Annotated in this window: 14 protein-coding genes; all 14 read left to right on the top strand. The window is 38.4% G+C overall.

Annotation, left to right across the window (positions count from 1 at the left end; translation table 11 throughout):
• Positions 1 to 18 precede the first annotated feature (18 nt).
• The 14 genes from LQV47_RS03290 to LQV47_RS03225 all read left to right on the top strand — a co-directional run bounded on the left by LQV47_RS03290 (position 19) and on the right by LQV47_RS03225 (position 24,782).
• A complete protein-coding gene (locus LQV47_RS03290; protein WP_230033843.1) occupies positions 19 to 381 on the top strand; it encodes a hypothetical protein in 363 nt (120 codons plus the stop codon).
• A gap of 92 nt (positions 382 to 473) precedes the next feature.
• Complete coding sequence (locus LQV47_RS03285; RefSeq protein ID WP_230033841.1) at positions 474 to 1,709, top strand: MFS transporter; 1,236 nt, start codon at positions 474 to 476, stop codon at positions 1,707 to 1,709.
• A gap of 444 nt (positions 1,710 to 2,153) precedes the next feature.
• Entirely contained in the window at positions 2,154 to 4,250 is a 2,097-nt protein-coding gene (locus LQV47_RS03280) for a T9SS type B sorting domain-containing protein (protein ID WP_230033839.1), read from the top strand.
• Positions 4,251 to 4,328: 78 nt separating this feature from the next.
• Complete coding sequence (locus tag LQV47_RS03275; protein WP_230033837.1) at positions 4,329 to 6,476, top strand: T9SS type B sorting domain-containing protein; 2,148 nt, start codon at positions 4,329 to 4,331, stop codon at positions 6,474 to 6,476.
• Positions 6,477 to 7,132: 656 nt separating this feature from the next.
• Entirely contained in the window at positions 7,133 to 9,223 is a 2,091-nt protein-coding gene (locus LQV47_RS03270) for a T9SS type B sorting domain-containing protein (RefSeq protein WP_230033835.1), read from the top strand.
• 333 nt (positions 9,224 to 9,556) lie between these two features.
• Positions 9,557 to 11,704 carry a T9SS type B sorting domain-containing protein gene (locus LQV47_RS03265; protein WP_230033833.1) on the top strand — a complete coding sequence of 716 codons (2,148 nt, stop codon included), beginning with the start codon at positions 9,557 to 9,559 and terminating at the stop codon, positions 11,702 to 11,704.
• Between the two features lie 154 nt (positions 11,705 to 11,858).
• Positions 11,859 to 13,448 carry a replicative DNA helicase gene (gene dnaB / locus LQV47_RS03260; RefSeq protein WP_084086489.1) on the top strand — a complete coding sequence of 530 codons (1,590 nt, stop codon included), beginning with the start codon at positions 11,859 to 11,861 and terminating at the stop codon, positions 13,446 to 13,448.
• Positions 13,449 to 13,494: 46 nt separating this feature from the next.
• Entirely contained in the window at positions 13,495 to 13,971 is a 477-nt protein-coding gene (gene rnhA / locus LQV47_RS03255) for a ribonuclease HI (RefSeq protein WP_230033831.1), read from the top strand.
• Between the two features lie 165 nt (positions 13,972 to 14,136).
• Positions 14,137 to 16,392: a T9SS type B sorting domain-containing protein gene (locus LQV47_RS03250; protein WP_230033829.1), complete on the top strand. Its 2,256-nt coding sequence runs from the start codon at positions 14,137 to 14,139 to the stop codon at positions 16,390 to 16,392.
• 93 nt (positions 16,393 to 16,485) lie between these two features.
• The gene (locus tag LQV47_RS03245; RefSeq protein WP_230033819.1) at positions 16,486 to 18,747 is read left to right on the top strand and encodes a T9SS type B sorting domain-containing protein; all 2,262 of its coding nucleotides are present in this window, start codon (positions 16,486 to 16,488) and stop codon (positions 18,745 to 18,747) included.
• 120 nt (positions 18,748 to 18,867) lie between these two features.
• Positions 18,868 to 19,494: an NAD(P)H-dependent oxidoreductase gene (locus LQV47_RS03240; RefSeq protein WP_230033814.1), complete on the top strand. Its 627-nt coding sequence runs from the start codon at positions 18,868 to 18,870 to the stop codon at positions 19,492 to 19,494.
• 30 nt (positions 19,495 to 19,524) lie between these two features.
• Positions 19,525 to 21,096: an L-aspartate oxidase gene (nadB, locus tag LQV47_RS03235; RefSeq protein ID WP_230033812.1), complete on the top strand. Its 1,572-nt coding sequence runs from the start codon at positions 19,525 to 19,527 to the stop codon at positions 21,094 to 21,096.
• 13 nt (positions 21,097 to 21,109) lie between these two features.
• A complete protein-coding gene (gene nadC / locus LQV47_RS03230; RefSeq protein WP_230033810.1) occupies positions 21,110 to 21,970 on the top strand; it encodes a carboxylating nicotinate-nucleotide diphosphorylase in 861 nt (286 codons plus the stop codon).
• Between the two features lie 208 nt (positions 21,971 to 22,178).
• Complete coding sequence (locus LQV47_RS03225) at positions 22,179 to 24,782, top strand: TonB-dependent receptor (protein WP_230033808.1); 2,604 nt, start codon at positions 22,179 to 22,181, stop codon at positions 24,780 to 24,782.
• Positions 24,783 to 24,810: the final 28 nt, after the last annotated feature.

The following is a 24,810-nucleotide window of genomic DNA, read 5'->3' as shown; positions in this document are numbered from 1 at the left end:
AAAAACTAAAAGAAAATAATGAAAGCATCTGTACTGTTAAAATCGTCTTTATTAACCTCCTTATTTGTCATTTCATCTTGTGCTACCACAAAATACAGCGAAGATATCTCCAAAAATAACTATTCAAATCTTCAGGCAGGAAAAATGTATGTTGTTCAAATGAGGGATGGCTCTCCAAAACAAAAAATCCTGTTCAGAAATGTAGTGGGTGAAAATCTGGTAGGAACAGCCGGCAAAAAAGACAGTACAGAAGTAATTATTCCTAAAGCTAAGGTAGCTGCTGTAAAGGACAGATCCAAAGCAAGAATAGCTGCCGGAGCAACCATTATAGGAGCAGCCGGAGTTGCTGCCATAGTACTGAGCGCAAGCAGAGCTGACTAAAATAGATTTTATCTTTCAGGATATATTTAATTTATCTTTTAAAAATCAACATATGAATAGCCTTAAATAAATTTTTAGGGCTATTTTTGTTCATGATTTCCTTTACCCCGTTACAAACCCTACAAAATATCGAATTCAGAAATCTTCTTACAGGAAGGTTTTTTATTGTTTTAGCATTCAGAATGCTTGCCACCTTATTGGGATGGTGGGTATACCAGCTGACTAAAGATCCATTTTCAATAGGCCTTATCGGGCTCTCGGAGGTTATCCCTGCGGTGAGCTGTGCTTTATATGCCGGTCATGTTATCGACATGAATGAAAAGAAGCGCCTGCTTCTGATCTGTAATTATTCTTATATTTTCCTGATAGGTCTTTTACTTATTCCTGCATTTCTTAATGTAGAAATGCATTTTACAGGCCATCAGATCACTTATTTTATTTATGGTGTTATATTCTTCACAGGAATAGCAAGGGCTTTTATCGGCCCTATCGTTCCTTCTATGATCCCCAGAATAGTAAAAAAAGAAAACCTGCCGAATGCCGTTACCCTGAATCAGGCAACATTTCTGATCTCTTCGGTATGCGGCCATGCCATAGGAGGTGTTCTCATCGGATATGTGGGAGTAAAGTGGACATTAGTGGTTATATTATCTTTAATTTTTATTGCTTCTTTATTTTTCTGGCAGCTGAACAAGCAATATTCGGAAAATAAAAAGGACTCAGTAAATATTGTGGAAAGTATGCGTGAGGGGATTTCTTATATCTTTAAAACCAAAGAAATTTTAGGAGCCTTATGTCTTGATATGTTTGCGGTACTTTTTGGTGGTGCAGTGGCTATGATTCCTGTATTTGCTACTGACATTCTGGATTCGGGAGCGGAAGGCTTCGGTTTGCTGAATGCTGCCTCGGATATAGGATCAATGTGCATCATTACTATTCTGGCTCTTGTTCCTTTACGAAAAAACCAGGGGAAAATTCTTCTGGTGGCCGTTACAGGATTTGGGCTCTGTATCATTGGATTCGGATTATCTAAACTCTACTGGGTATCATTTATGTTCCTGGTGATGAGCGGAATGCTGGATGGAATTTCTGTAGTAATCAGGGGAACCATTGTTCAGCTAAAAACCCCGGATCATATTCGGGGCCGTGTTTTAAGTGTCAATTCAATATTCATTATGTCCAGTAATGAAATGGGACAATTTGAAAGCGGCGTAATGGCTAAAGCTTTAGGAGTTGTACGTTCTGTAATATTTGGGGGAACCATGACTGTTTTGATAGCCCTGCTTGTAGGAAGCACTAATCCTAAGCTGAGAAAAATGCAGTACTAGCTCATCTTCACCTATAAAAAAATAACATCAGCTATAAAACGTAGCTGATTTTTTATTGCCCCGTAAATGATTTTTGCTTTTTTATTAGTAAAATTTTCTTCAAAATAATAAATACACGCAAATAAATACATTTATTTTACTAATACTATAAACATTTGGCTAAAATATTAATTATTAAATAACAAATAAGTATTTTAGCCTTGTTAAATTATAATAATTAAATGTATTCTTTATAAAGTACCTGCTGCTGTTGTAATTAACACAAGCCCATTAGAATAATCTCCTAAAAACCTGAAATATTTAAATGTTTTTCAAACAACAACTGAACAAGTAGGGATATATAAATTTCAACAAAAAATATTACTAACTATATCAATATCTAATGATTATAAACAACAGTCTTAGGACCTTTTCTGATAAATAAAAACTCAAATACTATTTTATATGAAAAAAAAACTACTCCTTATCATCTTATTTATATCACATCTATTTCACGCTCAGTCGGACTGCATAACTGCAATACCTATTTGCGGAAACTCTGATATCTCCTATACCCCTACCGGACCTGGCGCCATCAATGAACAGGTTGGTCCGAATTCATGCTTAACTAGGGAACATTATTCTGTGTGGTATACTTTTACCATAGCAACCCCGGGAACACTGGCATTCACTATCGACCCCAATGACGACGACGATGATTATGATTTTGCAGTTTATGGTCCCACGAATGGCGGATGCTCCTCTTTACAGAACAACGCTGTTTTTGTATCTCCATTGAGGTGTAATTACTGGCCGGGTACCACTACAGGAAATACCGGCTTATCATTAACCATACCTCCCGGCTCAAATAACCAAAATGAATGGAGTCCATACATGGACGTAACAGCCGGTGAAACCTATTATCTTATTGTAGACAACTTCGACGAATCAGCTAACGGATTTTTGTTGAACTGGACCGGTACTGCAAGTCTGAATTCTGCATTTAATGATCCAGCGCTGGCTCCTAATCCGTTCATCACGCCAGGCACTCTATCAACCCCACCAGAGCCCAATGAAGTGACAGTATGCAGTGGATTTTCTGTTCCCTTTGATTTTACGACCTTTACTCAGGGAATTATAAACGGCAACAGCACCAATTTTACAGTAACTTATCATAATAACACCAATGATGCTGTTACAGGAGGAAATCCTATTACAACAGGACTTATAGATGCTACAACAATTTATTTCTACAGAATTGTTTATCGTGACCCTGCCAATCCTGCTAACCTCAACAACGGATGTTTCATTACAGGGAGGTTCAGGTTTAGAGATGGCAATTTTACCCTAACGCCCACCACTCTTACCAGCTGTAGTAATAATAACTCAGGAACAGCATTGTATGACCTGACAACAGCCAATATAGGAGCCGGTCCCACTCATGTATTAAAATATTATCCTTCGCTATATGACCTCAACAATGGCACCAATGAAATCACCAATCCAAACGCTTATTCCTCTGCTGAAGGATCTGTCTTTGTAAAAGCAACCAATCCGTCCGGATGTATTGCCACTGTAGAAATTACCTTAAAATTTCATCCGGCAGTAACCGTAACGGATGCTATTCTAAGAGCCTGCTATATTGAAGCCAATCCATCAACAGCCTCATTTAATCTTAACAACGCATTGGTAACCACACAAGCGAATACGACGAAAAGATACTTTCCTTCTTTGACAGATGCAATAAACGAAACGAATGAAATCTTAAATCCGGCAAATTATATTGCACCAAACGGTCTGATTTACGTAAGGGTCATCAATAGCCAAGGATGCTACTCTATTGCTAAAGTAACTTTAACAGTACTTCCTCCTGTACAATCTGATGTGCTGATCGATAAAATAATTTGCATGGAAGATACAACGACATTGGATGCAGGACCTGGATTCAGCGGCTATGAATGGAGCACCGGAGCTACTACTCAAACCATTAAAGATGTAGGAGTAGGAACCTATTGGGTAAAACTGAAAACCGGAGACTGTATAACACTGCAAACAGTAAAGATTTATGCTTCCGAACAACCTGTAGTGACCAGTATTGATATCTCCAACAATGCAATAACTATAAATGTCACAGGCGGAACGCCTAATTACCAATACTCTATGGATAATATAATATGGCAGAACTCCAATGTATTCACCAACATTTCCAGAGGAAATCATAAAGTATATGTAAAAGATGCTTATGATTGTGATCCTATCGAAATTTCAGTAGTTGTTCCAAATCTGGTTAATGTTATCACTCCAAACGGGGACGGAATAAACGACGGAATAGATTATTCAACATTGGCAGATAAACAAAATCTCATCTTAAACATTTTCGACAGGTATGGAACAAAAATCCATCAGGCAGATAAGTCCAACGGATATAAATGGGATGGAACTGTTTCCGGAAAAAAAATACCTACAGGAACCTACTGGTATTCTATGACATGGAATGAAAATGATAAAAAGAATACTCCTATTAAATTCTCAGGATGGATCATGGTAAAGAACAGAGATTAATTCGCTCTATAATTCTCTAAAAAGATGTGTTTTTAAAATATACGATGGCTTAGAAATCACCATTAAAAAACTCAGTTAATGAAAAAGATATTATTTTTTTTAATTTTATGGATATCCCAGGCATTTTACTCGCAATCAGACTGCATCACAGCCATTCCAATATGCGGGAACTCTGACATTTCCTACACTCCATCCGGCCCTGGAAGTATACTGGAAATCCTTAATCAGAACGGAGGCTGCTTAAGCAGTAATGAAAGGTTTACAGTATGGTATACTTTCAGTGTATCCACTTCAGGAACCCTTGCCTTTACCATTGTACCCAACGTGCAGTCAGACGATTATGATTTTGCAGTGTATGGGCCTACGAATGGAGGATGTGCCTCTTTGCAAGGACCCAACAATATTTTTATACAGCCTTTAAGATGTAATTATTCAGGAACCAGCGGAGATACCGGACTTGACCTGACTTTAAATCCACCTGCTGTATTCCCTGTCAATCCTCCAGGTCAGACAAATAGTATGAATAATGGTAAATGGAGCCCTTATATCAATGCATTAGCCGGAGAAACCTATTATCTGGTTATTGATAATTACAGCAGGTCTACCAATGGCTTCTCTTTGAAATGGACCGGAACAGCGAGCTTAACCTCAGCATTCAACAATCCTAATCTTACACCTAACCCATTTGTTACTCCGGGTATTCCTGCCGCAGACCCTACACAGCCAAGTACGGTTATGGTATGTGGACTTCCTACTCAGTTTAATTTCCTTTCTCTGAGTGCAGGGATTATCAACGGAAACAACAGCAACTTCCAGGTAACTTACCATGATAAGATCAATGATGTTCTTACCGGCCAAAATCCGCTTACCACAGCAACTGTAAACGCCACAACTACCTATTATTACAGAATTGTTTACCGTGACCCAGCCAATCCGGATAATCCAATGAATGGATGTTTTATCAATGGAAAATTCAAATTTGTAAATGCCAGCATTATAGCTAATAATGTTACCTTACTTTCATGTAACAACAATGGGGAAGGCACTGCAAAGTATGATCTTACCACCGCCAATGTATTTGGAGGTGCAGGAGCGGTGATTAAATATTATCCCACTCTTGATGATATGAATGCAGGAACCAATGAAATTACAAATCCTACCAATTATATTTCTCCGGAAACAACGGTGTATGCAAAAGTAACTTCCGCATTCGGATGTATTGCTACGGCTACCATCAGGTTACAGTTTCATCCGACAGTAGTATTGAGAGATGCCCAGATGGAAAACTGTTATATCCCGGATAACATCATGTTCTCAACATTTGATCTTACTCATGCAGACATTGGCATGCCCAATCCATTGCCTACAGGAAATGTCTTAAAGTATTACAAAACAATGAATGACGCGCTAAGCCAGTCTAATCCAATTGCCATTCCTGATGCTTACCTTTCAACAAGTACGATCGTCTATGCAAGAGTAAACAATGCACAGCAATGTTTTGCCATTACAAAAATCACATTAAAAGTTCTCCCACCGGTAAAATCTACCGTGCTAAAAGACAAAGTGATCTGTGCTGAAGGAACAACTACATTGGATGCAGGACCTGGATTTGACGGTTACGAATGGAGTACCGGAGAAACCACACAAATCATCAACAATGTAGGAATAGGAACATACTGGGTAAAATTGAAAACAGGGGAATGTATTACTCCTCAGGAAGTGCATGTACGTCCTAGCCAACAACCGGTGGTTTCCAATATTGAAATAAGCAATAACACCATCAAAGTTACTGCTACAGGCGGAGTTCCTCCTTACCAGTTTTCTATTGATGGAATAAACTGGCAGGAATCCAATTCATTCACAGGGCTTCCAAGAGGGGAAAACACGGTGTATGTAAAAGACTCTTTCAATTGTACTCCGGTTCAGGTTACCGTTACGGTTCCTAACCTTATCAATGCGATTACTCCCAACGGAGACAACGTCAATGATGTTATTGATTATTCAGCTTTAGCATACAAGAAAAACCTGGTATTTATTGTGTATGACCGATATGGAAACAAGCTTCATGAAGCCAGCAAAATCAGAAATTTCACCTGGGATGGAACAGCCTTTGGCAAAAGAATCGCGACAGGAACCTACTGGTACACCATTTCATGGAACGAAAACGATAAAAACAATACCGAAACCAAATATTCAGGATGGGTATTGGTAAAAAATAAAGAATAAATTTTATTCATAACCTTATGTAAATCACCCCGGACCGGGGTGATTTTTTTTATCAACATAATGAACCTCCTGTTTACAGTAGTTTTATTATTAATAATAGCTAATCCTTTTGTACCTCTACTATAATAAGGTGTAAAAACAGATGCTGCTGATCTCAGCTTTATCAGGTTAAAAATACATTCATACACGTTTTCGTTGGTCTAAAAATAATAAATATAATATTACACATTAAATCCCGTTTTCATTAAAAATATCTCAAAATCTTTAATTTAACGTTATTTATTTTTTATATTTGCTGATAAAACATCCCCTTATGAATAAACCTTTACTAATTTTATGCTTTTTCATAGCAAGTTTTGGAGCACGGGGCTATGCCACCTCAGACAAAACCATTCAAATCACTGGTTTACAAGTTGATAAATCAACACATTTAATCAGCAAATATGACGGGTCTTTAGTTTCAATCCTAAGGTTAGAAAATATACCATATCTCCTGAATTCAAGCAGGGCAACATAGAAATAAACAGACCTCAGCACGCACTTCCCTCCAAGCACTCAGATGAACAATTGACCACTTCCGGCAAATACCGGTTGGGGAAAACAGCTAATTTAAACCTAAACAATAGATAAGGATTGAAAATTTTAAACTGATCAAAATGAAAAAATATCTACTGATTCTAATATTATTTATTACTCAGGCCGTCTCAGCACAACAGGATTGTATCACAGCGCTTTCTGTTTGTGGAAACTCTGATATATCCTACATTCCTGATGGACCGGGAATCCAGGAATTACCTGAATCAAACTGCGGTACTTATCAAGAAAGATATTCTGTATGGTATAAGTTTACCGTAGCCACTGCAGGAACTTTAACTTTTGCAATCACACCGGCTACTGGATCTGACTACGACTGGTATGTATGGGGACCTAATATAACATGTGCCAACAAAGGAAATACAATCAGATGTTCAACACCAGGTGGAACTGGAGCTACAGGTCTGAATATGACCTCAACTGATCCTTATGATTATTTTGGACAGCCAGGTTCCAATGCTGATGGCTGGGCAAAATATATGGATGTTTTACCGGGAGAAACTTACTATCTACTCGTAAATAACTATAGCTTTAACATCACAGGGTTCTCTTTAACTTGGGGAGGTACAGCATCTTTAGCTTCTCCATTCAACGATCCGGCACTTACTCCCAACCCATTCATTACACCTGGAGCTCCTAATGCCAATCCGGCTGATCCAAATGAAGTAGTTATTTGTACTGATCCTGCTGTTTTTGATTTTAGCAGTTTAACAGCTGGAATTGTTAATGGTAATGCTAACTTTTTCGTTACTTACCACACCAGCCAAAATGATGCTCTAGCAGGAAACAATCCCATTTTAACACCTCAGACTGTCAATACAACAACCGTCTATTATTACAGTATTCATTATGAAGATCCTACCGATCCGAATAATCCGATAAATTCATGCAGGCAAATTGGTAAGTTTAAATTCAAGCAGGGAAATATTACCGCTACCGACGCCACACTAACCATGTGTAACAATAATGGTGCAGGTACTGCCACTTTTGACCTCACAACAGCCAATGTATTTGATGATCCGGCAGGTACAGCGATAAAAAAATATTATCCTACCATGGCTGACCTCAATGCAGGAACTAACGAAATTACGAACCCTTACGCTTATTTGTCTTCAACGAATGTAGTATTTGTATCGGTAACTACTCCGCAGGGATGTTCCGATGTAGCACAAATCAATCTTAATCTTTATGCGGTAGTGGTTGTAAATGATGCAGAGCTCAGAACCTGTTTTATTGAAACTAATCCTTCTACAGGCTCGTTCAACCTTAATAATGCATTAGTAACCAATCAGCCGGGTGCTATAAAAAAGTATTACCCATCACTGACTGATGCTATAGACCAAACTAATGAAATATTAAACTTCACAGACTATATCGCTCCAAATGGGGTGATCTATGTAAGAGTATCTGATAGCAGAGGCTGCTATTCTATTGCCAAAGTAACTTTAACGGTACTTCCTCCGGTAAAGTCTGATATTTTGGCAGATAAGATCATCTGTATGGAAGATACAACAACTTTAGATGCAGGACCTGGATTCAAAAGCTATGAATGGAGCACCGGAGCCACCACCCAATCCATCTCCAATGTAGGGGTAGGTACTTACTGGGTAAAACTGAAAACCGGAGACTGTATTACTTTACAAACAGTAAAAGTATATCCTTCAGAGCAGCCTGTAGTATCAAGTATAGATATCTCCAACAGTACTATAAGCATCAATGTTATAGGAGGAACTCCTGCTTACCGGTATTCTATGGACAACATCAACTGGCAGGAATCCAATACATTCACCAATATATCAAGAGGGAATCATAAAGTATATGTAAAAGATTCTTATGACTGTGATCCGATTGAAATTTCCGTGGTTGTTCCTAATCTCATCAACGTTATTACTCCAAACGGTGATGGGGTAAATGACGTGGTAGATTATTCTGCAATGGCAGATAAACAAAATCTTATACTGAACATCTTCGACAGATATGGAACAAAAATCCATCAGGGAGACAAATCTAACGGATACAAATGGGACGGAACTATTGCCGGTAAAAAAATACCTACAGGAACCTACTGGTATTCTGTAACATGGAGTGAAAATGATAAAAAGAATACGCCTTTCAAATTCACAGGATGGATTATGGTAAAAAACAGAGAATAATACACTGATTACCTAGTGATCTACCCACAGACATATTTCAAACTCAGGATAGAGATTCTATTCTGGGTTTGTTTTTTTATTTCCATAAATATTGGCTCCGAAACGATATTGCTTTTTTAAACATCAAACCATCACTTTCTTTAAATATATCTCAAAATCTTTAATTTAACGTTAATAATTTTCTATATTTGCTACACAAAATATCCGCTTATGAATAAACTTTTACTACTTTTATTTTTGACGTAAAAAACAAAGAGCACCTGCCAACAGAACTGCTCCCATTTTGTTTTTTTACCCCCCCTTCAATTTTGTTTTAAAAAAATCATTTCAACAATGAAAAAATTACTACTTATTCTAATTTTCTTTATATCCCAGGTATTTTACTCGCAATCGGATTGCATCACAGCCATTCCAATATGTGGGGATTCCGATATTTCCTATACCCCATCAGGCCCTGGAAGTATACTGGAAACCCTCAATCAGCATGGAGGATGTTTATCCGTAAATGAAACTTTTACAGTATGGTACACTTTCAGCGTATCTACTTCAGGAACACTTGCCTTTACCATTGTACCCAACGTGCAGTCAGACGATTATGATTTTGCAGTGTATGGGCCTACGAATGGAGGATGTGCTTCCCTGCAAACTCCCGGCAATATTTTTATACAGCCTTTAAGATGTAATTATTCAGGGACCGGTGGAGATACCGGGCTTGACCTGACTCTAAATCCACCTGCAGTATTTCCTGTCAATCCTCCGGGCCAGACATCCAGCATGAATGCTGATAAATGGAGCCCTTATATCAATGCATTAGCCGGAGAAACCTATTATCTGGTAATCAACAACCACAGAAGATCACCTGATGGATTTTCAATGAAATGGACCGGTACCGCAAGCTTAAGCTCAGCATTCAACGATCCTAATCTTACACCTAACCCATTTGTTACTCCGGGTATTCCTGCTGCAGATCCTGCACAGCCAAGTACGGTTATGGTATGTGGACTTCCTACTCAGTTTAATTTCCTTTCTCTGAGTGCAGGGATTATCAACGGAAACAGCAGTAATTTCCAGGTAACTTACCATGATAAGATCAATGATGTTCTTACCGGCCAAAATCCGCTTACCACAGCAACTGTAAACGCCACAACTACCTACTATTACAGAGTTGTTTACCATGATCCATCCAATCCGGATAATCCAATGAACGGCTGTTTCATCAATGGAAAATTCAAATTTGTAAATGCCAGCATTACAGCTAATAATGTCACCTTACTTTCATGCAACAACAATGGGGAAGGTACGGCAAAGTATGATCTTACCACAGCCAATGTATTTGGAGGCGCAGGAGCAGTGATTAAATATTATCCCACTCTTGATGATATGAATGCAGGAACCAATGAAATTACAAATCCTACCAATTATATTTCTCCGGAAACAACAGTATATGCAAAAGTAACTTCTGTATTCGGGTGTATGGCTACTGCTACCATCAGATTACAGTTTCACCCGACAGTAGTACTGAGAGATGCCCAGATGGAAAACTGTTATATCCCGGATAACATCATGTTCTCAACATTTGATCTTACCCACGCAGACATTGGTATGCCGAATCCACTGCCTGCAGGAAATGTTTTGAAGTATTACAAAACGATGAATGACGCTTTAAGCCAGTCTAATCCAATTGCTATTCCTGATGCTTATCTTTCAACAAGTACGATCGTCTATGCAAGAGTGAACAATGCACAGCAATGTTTTGCCATTGCCAAAATCACACTGAAAGTTCTCCCACCGGTAAAATCTACCGTGCTGAAAGATAAAGTGATCTGCGCTGAAGGAACAACTACATTGGATGCAGGACCTGGATTTGACGGTTACGAATGGAGTACCGGAGAAACCACACAAATCATCAATAATGTAGGAATAGGAACATATTGGGTAAAATTGAAAACTGGGGAATGTATTACTCCCCAGGAAGTGCATGTACGTCCCAGCCTACAACCGGTGATTTCCAATATTGAAATAAGCAATAACACCATCAAAGTTACTGCTACAGGCGGAGTTCCTCCTTATCAGTTTTCTATTGATGGAATAAACTGGCAGGAATCCAATTCATTCACAGGGTTACCAAGAGGGGAAAACACCGTGTATGTAAAAGATTCTTTCAATTGTACTCCGGTTCAGGTTACCGTGACGGTTCCTAACCTTATCAATGCGATTACTCCCAACGGAGACAACGTTAATGATGTTATTGACTATTCAGCATTGGCATACAAGAAAAATCTGGTATTTATTGTGTATGACCGATATGGAAACAAGCTTCATGAAGCCAGCAAAATCAGAAACTTTACCTGGGATGGAACCGCATTTGGCAAAAGAATAGCGACCGGAACCTACTGGTACACCATTTCATGGAACGAAAACGATAAAAACAATACCGAAACCAAATATTCAGGATGGGTATTGGTGAAAAATAAAGAATAAATTTTATTCATAACCTTATGTAAATCACCCCGGACCGGGGTGATTTTTTTTATCAACATAATGAACCGCCTGTTTACAGTATATTCCTGACAACTGATCATAATTTGTTGAATACTATTTTTTAATTATTTTCTAAATAAGCTATCTTTGCACCATGGCGCAGAAAGAAACATTATCATCCTTAACACACGGAAACTTTGCAAAAGAGCTGTCTATTGCGGATGGAAAAATGCCACCCAATGCAGTGGATTTCGAAAGACTCGTTATCGGAACTTTTTTAATTGACAAAAAAGGATTGGATCATTCCATTGATCTCCTTACTCCCGAAGTTTTTTATGACCCGAGACATCAGGTCATCTTTTCCGCGATCTTAAAGCTCTATGAGGGTAACCATCCTGTAGACTTAATGACGATTATCCAGGATTTAAAAAAAGTGGATAAGCTTAGCCAGGCAGGAGGAGACCATTATATTATAGATCTGACGATGGGTGTGAGTTCATCGGCTCATATTGAATACCATGTTCGTGTCATTCTTGAAAAATATATTTTAAGAAGTCTGATTAATGTTTCTGCTAATGTGATTGATTCCTCATACAAGGAATCCACTGATGTTTTTGAGCTTTTAGACAAAGCGGAACAATCATTTTTTGAGATCACCAACGGAACGATAAAAAAAGGATTCGACACCGCCAACTCATTAGTAAAACAAGCTATTGATACCATTAAATCATTAAAAGATAAGGAAGGACTTTCCGGAGTTCCGTCTGGTTTTAGAGATATTGATAAAGAAACCGGGGGATGGCAGAATTCCGATCTTATCATCATTGCTGCACGTCCCGCAATGGGTAAAACAGCATTCCTTCTTTCCATGGCAAGAAATATTGCAGTAGGCCACAAGATCCCAATGGCCCTTTTCTCTCTCGAGATGGCCTCGGTACAGCTTATCACCAGGATGATTGCTTCCGAGACTAAAATTTCATCTGAAAAACTGAGAAAAGGAACTCTTGATGATGAAGAATGGCAAAGGCTGTTTTCTAATGTTTCCGAATTGGAAAATGCACCTCTATATATTGATGAAACTCCATCACTTTCAATCTTTGATTTCCGTGCGAAGTGCCGAAGACTGGTTATGCAGCACGGAGTAAGACTGATCATGGTCGACTACCTTCAGCTGATGACAGCCGGAAGCAGTGGGAAAGGTGTTGGAAACCGTGAACAGGAAATCTCTATGATATCCCGTTCACTAAAGGCTATTGCAAAAGAATTAAATGTTCCCGTTATTGCACTTTCTCAGCTTTCCAGAAGTGTGGAAGCCCGCCCGGGAAAAAGACCTCAGCTTTCTGACCTGAGGGAATCCGGAGCTATTGAGCAGGATGCGGATATTGTATCTTTTATCTTCAGACCTGAGTATTATAAAATTACGGTTTGGGATAATGATGATGAAGGACAGGAGACTTCTACAGAAAATCAGGCTGAGCTGATTATTGCCAAGCACAGAAATGGTGCTACGGCTGATGTCCGATTATCTTTCCTGAAGCATTTTGCGAAATTTGGTGATATTGAAGCAGCATTTGATGGTGCCGGCGGAGGATATCCTTCCAATTTTGGTTCTCCTGACCCAAGTGGCTTCGACAAAATTAAAACAACCATCCAGCCTGGCGCAGCATTTGATTTGCCGGATAGTTCAAAACTTTCAGGATCGTCAATGAATGATTTTGATGACGATGATGATTTTCCGTTTTAAAACCAGAGCTTAGCTTTAGAAAGCAAATCAATTTAAAAAGATCAATTTGAAAATCGAAATTTATACGGACGGAGCCTGCAGTGGAAATCCCGGTAAAGGAGGATATGGCATTCTTATGCGTGTTCCTGAAAAAAATTATCAGAAAACGTTTTCCATGGGCTTCCGAAAGACGACCAACAACAGAATGGAACTTATGGCAGTGATTACAGCGCTGGAAAAGTTAAAGTCTGCAGAAAACGACATCCATGTTTATACCGACAGTAAATATGTAGCGGATGCTATCAATCAAAACTGGATTTCAGGATGGATAAAAAGAGGATGGAAAAATGTAAAAAACCCTGATCTTTGGAAAAAATTCATTGATCTTTATAACAAGCATCAACCCAAAATGCATTGGATAAAAGGACATGCGGGACATTTTGAAAATGAACTTTGCGATAAGCTGGCCGTTGCGGCTGCAGCTTCCCAAAATCTGGAAATTGACACCTATTTTGAGGGCCTGGAAAACAATTCTCTATTTTGATTCAATCAACATAAGTTCAACAACCTACTAAAAACATTCATTATTACTTATAAATTTACATCATATTTTGAATAAAAACTACAAATTTTAACAAAATTAACATTAAATACACATTATTCAGCTGGGATTTAATATCTTTACTTATTAATTAAAATTCCCATTTAAATGAATAAAAATTTATTTTTTTTCCTTATCCTCCTATTAGTCAGTTTACCGGGAAAATCTTTCGCCCAAACCTATCAGCTTACCGGAAATCCTGTCAATACCACAGGATGGACCATGGTTTCTCCCACCCAGGTAAATGGTGATTTTATTCAGCTCACACCGGATACCAACAACCAATCCGGATCCATCCGGCTGAATGATCCCATAAACTTAAAATACTGTGACAAATGGAGGGTAGAATTCGATTTCAGAATGGATTCTAATCAGACTTCAAATGGAGACGGTCTTGCTTTTTGGTATCTAGCCAATCCACCGGTTGCAAGTGTACTGGGGTCCGGTCTTGGGGTTTCCCAAAATGCAGTTGGCTTTATTGCAGGGTTTGACACCTATAACAATACAACTACCGCTACCATGAGTAAGGTTCATGTTGCGTACGGCCAGGTTATCAATACAACCGACACCAACAACGTAGAGTTTTTTAATGTTCCGGGAAGTTCTTTTCACTCACCGGATATGAATACCACACTCCCTTTTCAAGGCACCGCCTTTAAGCACGTTGAAGTAAGTGCGCAAGTAGATCCGGCCGCTCCTACCAACTGGATTGTTAATATAACCATTGACGGCACTTTAATCTGCAATCAGTCTTTCGCTCCTTCGGGTACTGCCGCGGCAATGACAGTAGGCTATTTTGGATTTTCAGCTTCTACAGGAGGGGCAAGATCAAGACATTCCATTAAAAATGTAAAAATCTACACGGATAAAGTTCCTATTCTGCAGAACACGGCAACTCAGTCTTTTTGTCCTAATCCAACTACAGGATATGGAAATGTAAATTTAACAACATTCAATTCTCAGTTCGTCAGCAATCCCGCTAACTACACTTTCACCTATTATCCCCTTGGCAGCTCTACTCCAATTGCCACTCCCGCCAATTATGAATTCAATGCCAACACTACTGTTACCGTTGTTATCAAGGATAATGCAGGAATATTGTGCGATAATCCCGATGCCCGGATTTTACTGGTTCTGGCTCCTTTTAAAGCAGAAGATAAAACACTTACGGCATGCAACAATAATAAAGCCGGCACTGCAGTTTTTAATCTAACTACAGCTAATGTAACGGGTGTTCCGGGTGCTGTAAAAAAATATTATAAGACATTAAATGACCTGAACGCCGATATCAATGAAATTGCTTATCCTGATAATTATTTATCGGCTCCCGGAACCGTATTTGTAAAGGTAACAACTCCACAGGGATGTGTAGGTACAGCAAAAATAACTCTGACATTCTATCCTGAAACAGAAGTAAAAGAAGCAAGCCTCCGGTCATGTTTTATTGAAAATAATATCACCAATGCCCAGTTTGACCTTACATCAGCTGATGTCACTCCGTTAACAACGGCAAGCAAGAAATATTACACTACTTTAAACAATGCACTAGACGGAACCAACGAGATTGTAAACATCCTTCAATATATCTCACCAAACACTACTGTTTACGTAAAAGTAACGGATGCAAATGGGTGTTTTGCCATCACTAAAATCAACCTCATCGTACTGCCACCTGTTACTTCTGCTGTTCTAAAAGATAAAATAATCTGTATAGACAGTAAAACAGACTTAGACGCCGGGCCAGGCTTTGATGGATATCAATGGAGCACCGGAGCAACAACCCAATCTATAAAAGATGTGACCGCAGGACTTTACTGGGTACTTCTGAAAACAGGAAACTGTATTACCAAACAGATTGTAAAAGTAATTCCTTCTGCCAATCCTGTCATTTCAACGATTGACATCAATAATAACAGTATTACTGTAAATGTATCAGGAGGAACACCTCCTTATCAATATTCTCTGGATGGTACTACATGGCAGGATTCCAACACTTTCACCGGTCTTCCAAGAGGTGAAGTTAAAGTTTTTGTGAAAGATTTCTACAACTGTACTCCTGTTGAAGTACAGATCACAGTTCCGAATCTGATCAACGCCATTACTCCCAATGGAGACAACATCAATGATGTTATTGATTATTCCGCACTGGCTTATAAGAGAAACTTAGTTTTCATGGTCTATGACCGATACGGAAACAAACTCTATGAAGCCAGCAAAACAAGAAACTTCAAATGGGATGGTACTGCTTCCGGGAAAAAAATTCTTACAGGAACTTACTGGTATACTATTTCCTGGAATGAAAATAATAAAAACAATACTGAAACCAAATACTCAGGATGGGTATTGGTAAAAAACAGAGAATAAATTTTAAAAACTATCCTTTTTAAAGGGATAGTTTTTTACATGAAAAAAGCACCCTTCCACTTTACAATCACTAATAATTACAACCAAAAGATTATGAAAAAAGATATACTTGTTTTTTTATTTATTTTCATATTTTGCTTACCCGGCACAATATATTCCCAAACCTATCAGCTTGCAGGAAATCCGGTTAATACAGCCGGCTGGAATCTGGTTTCAGATGCTACTGTAAGTACGGATTTTATAAGGCTTACAACCGACCAAACAAGTAGATTTGGCGCTATAACCTTGGCAGATCCCATTACGCTAAGCTACTGTGACAAGTGGAAAGTAGAATTTGATTTCAGAATTGACGGAAACGGAACAACACAGTTTGGAAGAGGTGACGGATTCACATTCTGGTATCTTGCTAACCCACCCACAGGTTTTGTATCAGGAGCAGGATTAGGGATTCCAGCCAATGCATCAGGACTGATGGTAGGATTTGACATTTTCAACAATACTACCGAGGGTCAGATGAGCAAAGTGCACCTCTTATATGGAACCAACAATACAGCAGGCAACAATATAGAATTTAACAATACTGCCGGAAGCACCTTTCATTCACCTGACCTTAACGCTACCCAACCTTTCGTGGGTGACACCTATAAACACGTTGAAGTGAATGGAGAAACAGATCTTACTAACCCTACCAACTGGATCATCAAAATAAAAATAGATGGAGTTCTTATTGTTGACCAGTCTTTTGCTCCTTCCGGTGCAGCAGCAGGAATGTCGCAGGGCTATTTTGGATTTTCCGCGGCAACAGGAGGAGCCAGCGCCAGACATTCTATTAAAAACGCAAAGGTATTCGTAGACAAAGTGCCTATATTAAGCAACACGATCACCCCTTTTGTCTGCACCAACCCGGCAACAGGAAATGGCGTTGTGGACCTTACTTCTTATAATTCTCAATTTGTCAATAATCCCGGAAATTATATTTTTACGTATTATGTTTTAGGAAGTCCAACACCTATTGCCAATCCTGCCAGCTTTCAGTATTCAGGAAATACAACCATTAAGGTAATCGTTAAAGACCCTACTTCCACTCTCTGTGACAACGGAGATGGAATTATACAGCTTAATCCGACACCATTTGCCGCAGATAATGCCAGTCTTACAGAATGTAATAACAACAATGCAGGTACGGCTACCTTTGACCTTACTTCAGCAACGGTAACTTCTATCCCCGGAGTCATTAAAGAGTTTTACCCTACCCTGTTTGATATGAACGCCGGAACCAATCAAATAACCAACCCTACAGCTTATGCTTCTGCAGCAGCAACTATCTATGTAAAAGTGACGACTCCCCAGGGATGTGTAAGCTCTTCCAAGATCACATTGAACATTCACCCGGTAGTTGTTGTTAATGATACTGATATAAGGTCCTGCTTTATAGAAAGCAATCCGTCAATGGCTTCATTTAACCTTACCGGAGCTGTAGTGACCACTCAAAATGGAACAACAAAAAAATATTATCCTTCGTTAACTGATGCTATCAATGAAACCAATGAGATCACCAATGCATCTACTTACATAGCCCCTACCGGTGTTGTGTATGTAAAAGTTTCGAACTCAAACGGATGTTATGCAATAGCTAAAATTAACATAACTGTTATACCACCAACCTTTTCTACTATTTTAGAAGACAAGATTATCTGTATAGAAACCAAAACGACTTTAGATGCAGGGCCCGGGTTTAAAAGTTATGAATGGAGCACTGGCGCCACTACGCAGGCTATCAATAATGTAGGAGTAGGTACGTACTGGGTAAAATTAAAGACCGGAGACTGTATTGTCACACAAACTGTAAAAGTATACGCTTCCGAAAACCCGGTAGTAACGAGTATTGATGTATCAGGAAGAACTGTCACAGTATACGTTAACGGAGGAACGCCTCCCTACCAATATTCTATGGATAATATTAACTGGCAGGATTCCAACGTATTTACCAATATTGCCAGAGGTGAGGCTAAAGTTTATGTAAAAGACAGCTATAACTGTACACCTATTGAAATCACCATTACTGTTCCTAATCTCATTAATGTAATTACCCCTAATGATGATGGCGTCAATGATTTCGTAGACTATTCTGCATTATCAGGCAAACGAAATCTCGAAATATCAGTATTTGACCGGTATGGTTATAAAATATTCCAGGCCGATCAATCTAACGGATATAAATGGAATGGAACCATCCATGGGAGCAAAAAAGTTCCTACAGGAAACTACTGGTATTCTGTAACATGGAATGAAAACAACCAGAAAAATACACCGATACAATTCTCCGGTTGGATCATGGTAAAAAACAGAGATTAAAAATAACTGACCCGTATTAAAAAAATCACTCCTCTATCGGGAGTGATTTTTGGCATTATTTAAGAGGATATATTTCATTTTAAACCCATTTTATTCATATTCAATTCTTAAATTTGCCTTATGAATTATTTGGAAGCTTTGAGCAGAAGATATTCTGTAAAAAAATTTAATCATCAGGTGATTCCTCAGGAAACACTTTATAACATTCTTGAATCGGGAAAACTTTCTGCCAGCTCACTGGGACTTCAACCCTATAAAATTTTAGTCGTTGAAAGCGAAGCTATGAAAAAGAAACTGATTCCGGCTTTCTATAATCCATCACAAATCTCCACCTGTTCTCACCTTATTGTAATCATTTCAAAAAAAACAATTGATGAGAGCTATATCCGGGGATATTTCAATCATATTTCTGAGGTAAGAGAAACTCCTCTCGAGAAGCTTGAGCCATTCAAAAACAGTATTAACCAGCATATTGTACAGAAAACACAGGATGAAATTTTCAACTGGGCAGAGAAACAATCCTATATAGTACTGGCCAACTTAATGTATGCAGCGGCTATAGAAAATATTGACTCTTGTCCAATGGAAGGTTTCCGACAGGACATCATAGAAGAAATTCTCAACATAAATCCAGAAACAGAAAAAGTAACCGTTACCCTCGCTTTAGGCTACCGTTCTGAAGAAGATTACTTCCAACACATGAAAAAAGTAAGAAAACCAAACGAAAAATTGTTTAAATTTATGTAATATTTAAACGATTGTACCTAAAGCAAGCATATGATAAAAGCGGATGTATTAGTAATTGGTTCCGGCATTTCCGGACTTTCCTATGCCATTAAAGTTTCCGAACAGCTCCCTGATGCCAAGATTATTATTGTAACAAAATCTGATGAAGACGAAAGCAATACCAAATATGCTCAAGGCGGACTTGCTGTAGTTACAGATTTTCAGAATGATAATTTTGAGAAGCATATTGATGACACCATGAGGGCCGGAGATGGAGAAAACAAACGGGATGTGGTAGAAATGGTAGTCAGGGAAGCTCCTGCAAGATTCAATGAAATTGTAGAATGGGGAGCCCAATTCGACATGAAAAACGGCAAATTTGCTTTGGGAAGAGAGGGAGGTCACACTGAAAACAGAATTGTCCATCATAAAGATATCACCGGATTTGAAATTGAAAGGGCTTTATTGGAAACTGCCAACAACAGTCCTAATATTGAAATTTTAGACCACCACTATGTCATTGATATCATCACTCAGCATCATGTTCCCGGAAAAGAACTGAACGAAGGAGATATCCATTGCTATGGGGCCTATATTCTGGATGAAAATTCCAAAACGATTAAAAAAATCACTTCTAAAATAACATTGGTAGCCACCGGAGGTGCCGGACATGTTTATAAAAACACAACCAATCCCAAGATTGCAACAGGAGATGGAATTGCTTTCGTGGCCCGTGCGAAGGGGAAGGTTTCCAATATGCAGTACTATCAATTTCATCCTACAGCTTTGTACAGTAAGATTGACGGAATGTTATTCCTTATTTCTGAAGCCGTAAGAGGTGATGGTGCCAAATTAAGAACAAAAAGAGGCGAAAAGTTCATGCAAAAATATGATGAACGTGAAGAATTAGCCTCAAGAGATATCGTTGCCAGAGCCATTGATAACGAAATGAAAATTTCAGGGGACGAATATGCAGGTCTTGACTGTCATGAGATGAACCAGGAAAGATTTCTGGAACACTTCCCGAATATTTACAAGAAATGTAAAGATGAAGGAATAGATCCGTTCACTCAATTGATACCCGTAGTTCCTGCCTGCCATTATCTGATGGGAGGAATTGAAGTAGACAAAGACGGGCAGTCTTCTATTAAAAATCTTTTTGCCGTAGGGGAATGTACCAATTCCGGATTACACGGAGCCAATAGGCTAGCTTCCAACTCCTTACTTGAAGGACTCGTTTTCGGACACAATGCCGCGATGAAAACAATGGCATTGCTGAACGAAAACAATTTCAATTTTGACGATCTGAAGGCCGTTCCTGAATGGAATGAGGAAGGAATGAAAATCATGGATGAAATGGTGATCATCAGCTACCTTAGAAAACAACTCCAGGAAATGATGAGTGACCTGGTAGGAATTGTGAGAAGCAACAGACGTCTGAATATGGCATTGCAGAAGCATCAGGAAATTGCAGCAGCTGTAGATGAGATCTACCACTACTCCATTCTTTCTCCCCAACTCTCAGAACTAAGAAATTTAACTACTGTGGCCCATCTTATCATTACCCAGTCTATGGAAATGACAGAAAATAAGGGCGCATTTTACAATAAAGATTTAGCTTAAAAAAGCATACATAATGAAAAAACCAAGTTACGTTACCGATAAAGCATTAAAGACATTTATAAAGAATGCGCTGGAAGAAGATATCCAGGATGGTGATCATTCCACTCTGTCCACAATTCCCCAAGATCTGAAACAAAGTGCTAAACTTCTGGTAAAACAAGACTGCATCTTAGCAGGTGTGGAGCTGGCTGAGTTTATTTTCAAAACTTTTGATAAAGATTTAAAAGTTGAAATCTTCCTTAAAGATGGAGATGCTGCAAAAGTGGGAGACATCGCCCTTATTGTAACCGGAAGCGCCAGGTCTATTCTCTCTACTGAAAGACTGATCCTTAACTGTATGCAAAGAATGAGCGGCATTGCCACCCTTACCCATGATTGGGACTCAAGATTGGTAGGTACGAAAACTAAACTTCTGGATACCAGAAAAACCACTCCCAATTTCAGAATATGTGAAAAATGGGCTGTAGCCATCGGAGGCGGAACCAATCACAGATATGGGCTCTATGACATGATTATGCTTAAAGACAACCATATTGATTATAACGGAAGCATTACCAATGCTGTAAAGATGGCAAAGGATTATATTAAAAAGACTAAGAAAAAATTAAAAATTGAGGTGGAGACCAGAAACCTTAAAGAAGTTCAGGAAGCCATCAAAGCAAAAGTGGATAGAATCATGCTTGATAATATGAATGTGGAGATGATGAAGCAGGCCGTGGAAATGATCAATGGATCATGTGAATCGGAAGCTTCCGGTGGAATTACCCGCGATATGTTAAAAGAAATTGCCTCTACAGGAGTTACTTTTATCTCTGCCGGAGCCCTTACACACTCGGCTGAAAATATTGATCTGAGTCTCAAAGCTGTGAAATAGCGTTGTATTTTTAACAAAAACAACCCTACTTTGTTAAAAATACAATAACATGACTTTTTTCATACAAAAATTCAATTTTTATTTATAATATTGAGAATCAAGTACTTGATATTATTAAGATTGATTAAAAATTAACATTGAGTTAATAATGGTTAAATTTTATTTTGCGAATTTTGCAGAAAATTAAATCTAACTATTACTAACGATTATGAAATTAATCAACAAATCGATACTAACTGCGGTTATTACTTTATCTACAGCTAGTGTTTATTACGCTCAACAAGTTCAGGATACGGTGCAAGCCAAGTCAAAAGACATTGATGAGGTAATCCTAAGAGGTGTTACGGATATCGCCAAAGATAGAAAAACACCCGTTGCTGCATCTACAATCAAAGCAGCGCAGCTGGTAGAAAGATTAGGAAATCAGGAATTACCTGAGATTTTGAATACGACTCCATCTGTTTATGCTACTAAATCCGGAGGTGGTTTTGGTGATGGAGGTCTTACCATTAGAGGTTTCGAATCAAGAAACATTGCAGTAATGGTAAACGGTATGCCGGTTAACGACATGGAAGGTGGTTCTGTTTATTTCTCTAACTGGACTGGTTTATCTGATGTAACAAGTACATTACAGGTTCAAAGAGGTCTTGGTTCATCTAAATTAGCAATTGCTTCTGTAGGAGGTACAGTAAACTTCCTTACCCGTTCAGCGGATATGAAGAAAGGAGGAGCAATAAGATTAGGAGTTGGTAACAATGATTATTTAAAGACTTCTTTTGCTTATAACACCGGAAAATCCGAAAACGGAGTTTCTGCATCATTCTTAATGAGCAGACAAGCAGGAGGTACTTATATCCAAAATACAGATTATGAATCCTATGCTTACTTTTTAGCACTAGGATATGAAATCAATCCAAAACATAACTTACAGTTTACGATCACTTCTGCTCCTCAATGGCACGATCAAAGAACATTTGCTCCAACAATTCAAAATTATATCAACTACAATCCTGAATATGATGGAACAAGTCCTTACAGAAAATATAACTCTGACTTCGGATACTACACAGATGCTGCAGGTAACAAAGTTGCTCTAGCCAACAGAGCCAACTATTACTCTAAGCCGGTAATGATGTTGAACTGGGACTGGACAATGAACGAAAAATCTAAGTTAAGTACTGTTTTATATATGTCAAATGGTAGAGGTGGTGGAACTGGTGACCTAGGGAAACTTGGAACTAAAACCATCAATGATGTGAGCTTTACTGACAACTCAGGACACATTAACTATGATGCTATTTTTGCAGCTAACACAGCAGTTAATTTAAATACAGCAGGTGCAGGAAGTACGATCGTTCGTAGATCAAGCATTAACTCTCACAACTGGTACGGTATCCTGGCAAACTTCCAGCATAAAATCAATGACAACTGGAACTTCTCAGTAGGTACAGATGACAGATATTACTATGGTTACCACTATCAGGTTCTTACTGACCTTTACGGAGCTGCAGGATATAAAGATAATGCTAACAAAAATCTAGCACCTAGAATTGTAAGCAATGTATATGATTACAAAAAACTTGCATGGAATCCTTTTGGAGGTAAAATGGCCCCAGCTGAAGATCAGGTAGGATATAGCAATGACGGAGAGGTTCTTTGGTATAGTGGATTTGCACAGGTAGAATATACTAAAGATAAATTATCTACATTCTTACAAGGTTCCGTTTCAAACCAGGCTTATCAAAGAATTGATAATTATGTAGTAGACGGAAGTACGTTAAAAGGGCAAACAGTTAATACTAAAACAGGATTCAAAAACCTTTTTGGATATAACATCAAAGCGGGTGCTAACTATAACATTAATGAACAGCATAACGTTTTTGCAAACATTGGTTATTATAGCAAACAGCCCTTCCTTAACACAGTTTATCCAAGTAACCAACAACTTATCAACCCAACTTTAACTAACGAGAAGATTTCTTCTGCTGAAATTGGTTATGGATTCAGATCTGCAAAATTCAGTGCAAACGTTAACGTGTACAGAACACAATGGAAAGACAGATGGTTAAGAAAAACCAGCCAAACATTTACATTGCCTGACAATACAACAACAACAGGTTATTCTGAAATCAACGGTATTACTGAAGTTCACCAAGGAGTAGAATTTGACGGAGTTTACAAACCAACTACATTCTTGGAATTCCAGGGGATGTTCTCATGGGGAGATTACTATTACAAAGGAAATGCTAGCGTAGCATCATTTGATGATAACAACAATCCACTTACTTTAGCTGGAGCTTCAGGAAATACATTATATCTTGATAAAGTAAAAGTTGGTGGAACAAGTAACAACAGTATCCCTCAGATGACCGCATCATTGGGTGTAACTGTAAAACCGGTAAAAGATCTTAATATCTTCGGAACTTGGAGATATGTAGGTAAACTATATTCTACTGTAGATGCTGGAACATTTACCAATGTTTCTGCACAGGAAAGAGGTGTATTACAGTTACCTGACTTCAATTTATTTGATGTAGGATTCTCTTATAAAATTAGATTAAGAGACCAGGCTCAGTATTTTACTATTGGAGCTAACGTTTACAACCTATTTGACAAAGTTTATATCTCTGATTCTGCAACAAGTGTATTTTCTGATGACAAGCCAAGATTTTTAGCTGATGGAAAAACACCTAACTCTAAAAATCAGACTTACGAACAATTAGGTATGATGTACAATGGTATTGCAACTGGTAACCGTGCTTACTTCGGTTTCGGAACTACTTGGGCAGCAACATTATCATTCAACTTCTAATAATATAACAGCATTAGATTTTATAAAT

It is taken from the genome of Chryseobacterium sp. Bi04, from assembly GCF_918698085.1.
Classification (GTDB): Bacteria; Bacteroidota; Bacteroidia; order Flavobacteriales; family Weeksellaceae; genus Chryseobacterium.
Note: the sequence above shows the minus strand (reverse complement) of the source record. Positions and strands in the feature narration are given on the sequence as shown.

Excerpts from the sequence above, each read along its gene's own strand:
- LQV47_RS03265 (WP_230033833.1), top strand. The coding sequence starts at position 9,557 with ATGAAAAAATTACTACTTATTCTAATTTTCTTTATATCCCAGGTATTT.
- nadC (WP_230033810.1), top strand. The coding sequence starts at position 21,110 with ATGAAAAAACCAAGTTACGTTACCGATAAAGCATTAAAGACATTTATA.
- LQV47_RS03275 (WP_230033837.1), top strand. The coding sequence starts at position 4,329 with ATGAAAAAGATATTATTTTTTTTAATTTTATGGATATCCCAGGCATTT.
- LQV47_RS03245 (WP_230033819.1), top strand. The coding sequence starts at position 16,486 with ATGAAAAAAGATATACTTGTTTTTTTATTTATTTTCATATTTTGCTTA.
- dnaB (WP_084086489.1), top strand. The coding sequence starts at position 11,859 with ATGGCGCAGAAAGAAACATTATCATCCTTAACACACGGAAACTTTGCA.
- LQV47_RS03225 (WP_230033808.1), top strand. The coding sequence starts at position 22,179 with ATGAAATTAATCAACAAATCGATACTAACTGCGGTTATTACTTTATCT.
- LQV47_RS03270 (WP_230033835.1), top strand. The coding sequence starts at position 7,133 with ATGAAAAAATATCTACTGATTCTAATATTATTTATTACTCAGGCCGTC.
- LQV47_RS03240 (WP_230033814.1), top strand. The coding sequence starts at position 18,868 with ATGAATTATTTGGAAGCTTTGAGCAGAAGATATTCTGTAAAAAAATTT.
- LQV47_RS03280 (WP_230033839.1), top strand. The coding sequence starts at position 2,154 with ATGAAAAAAAAACTACTCCTTATCATCTTATTTATATCACATCTATTT.
- LQV47_RS03290 (WP_230033843.1), top strand. The coding sequence starts at position 19 with ATGAAAGCATCTGTACTGTTAAAATCGTCTTTATTAACCTCCTTATTT.
- LQV47_RS03250 (WP_230033829.1), top strand. The coding sequence starts at position 14,137 with ATGAATAAAAATTTATTTTTTTTCCTTATCCTCCTATTAGTCAGTTTA.
- LQV47_RS03285 (WP_230033841.1), top strand. The coding sequence starts at position 474 with ATGATTTCCTTTACCCCGTTACAAACCCTACAAAATATCGAATTCAGA.
- nadB (WP_230033812.1), top strand. The coding sequence starts at position 19,525 with ATGATAAAAGCGGATGTATTAGTAATTGGTTCCGGCATTTCCGGACTT.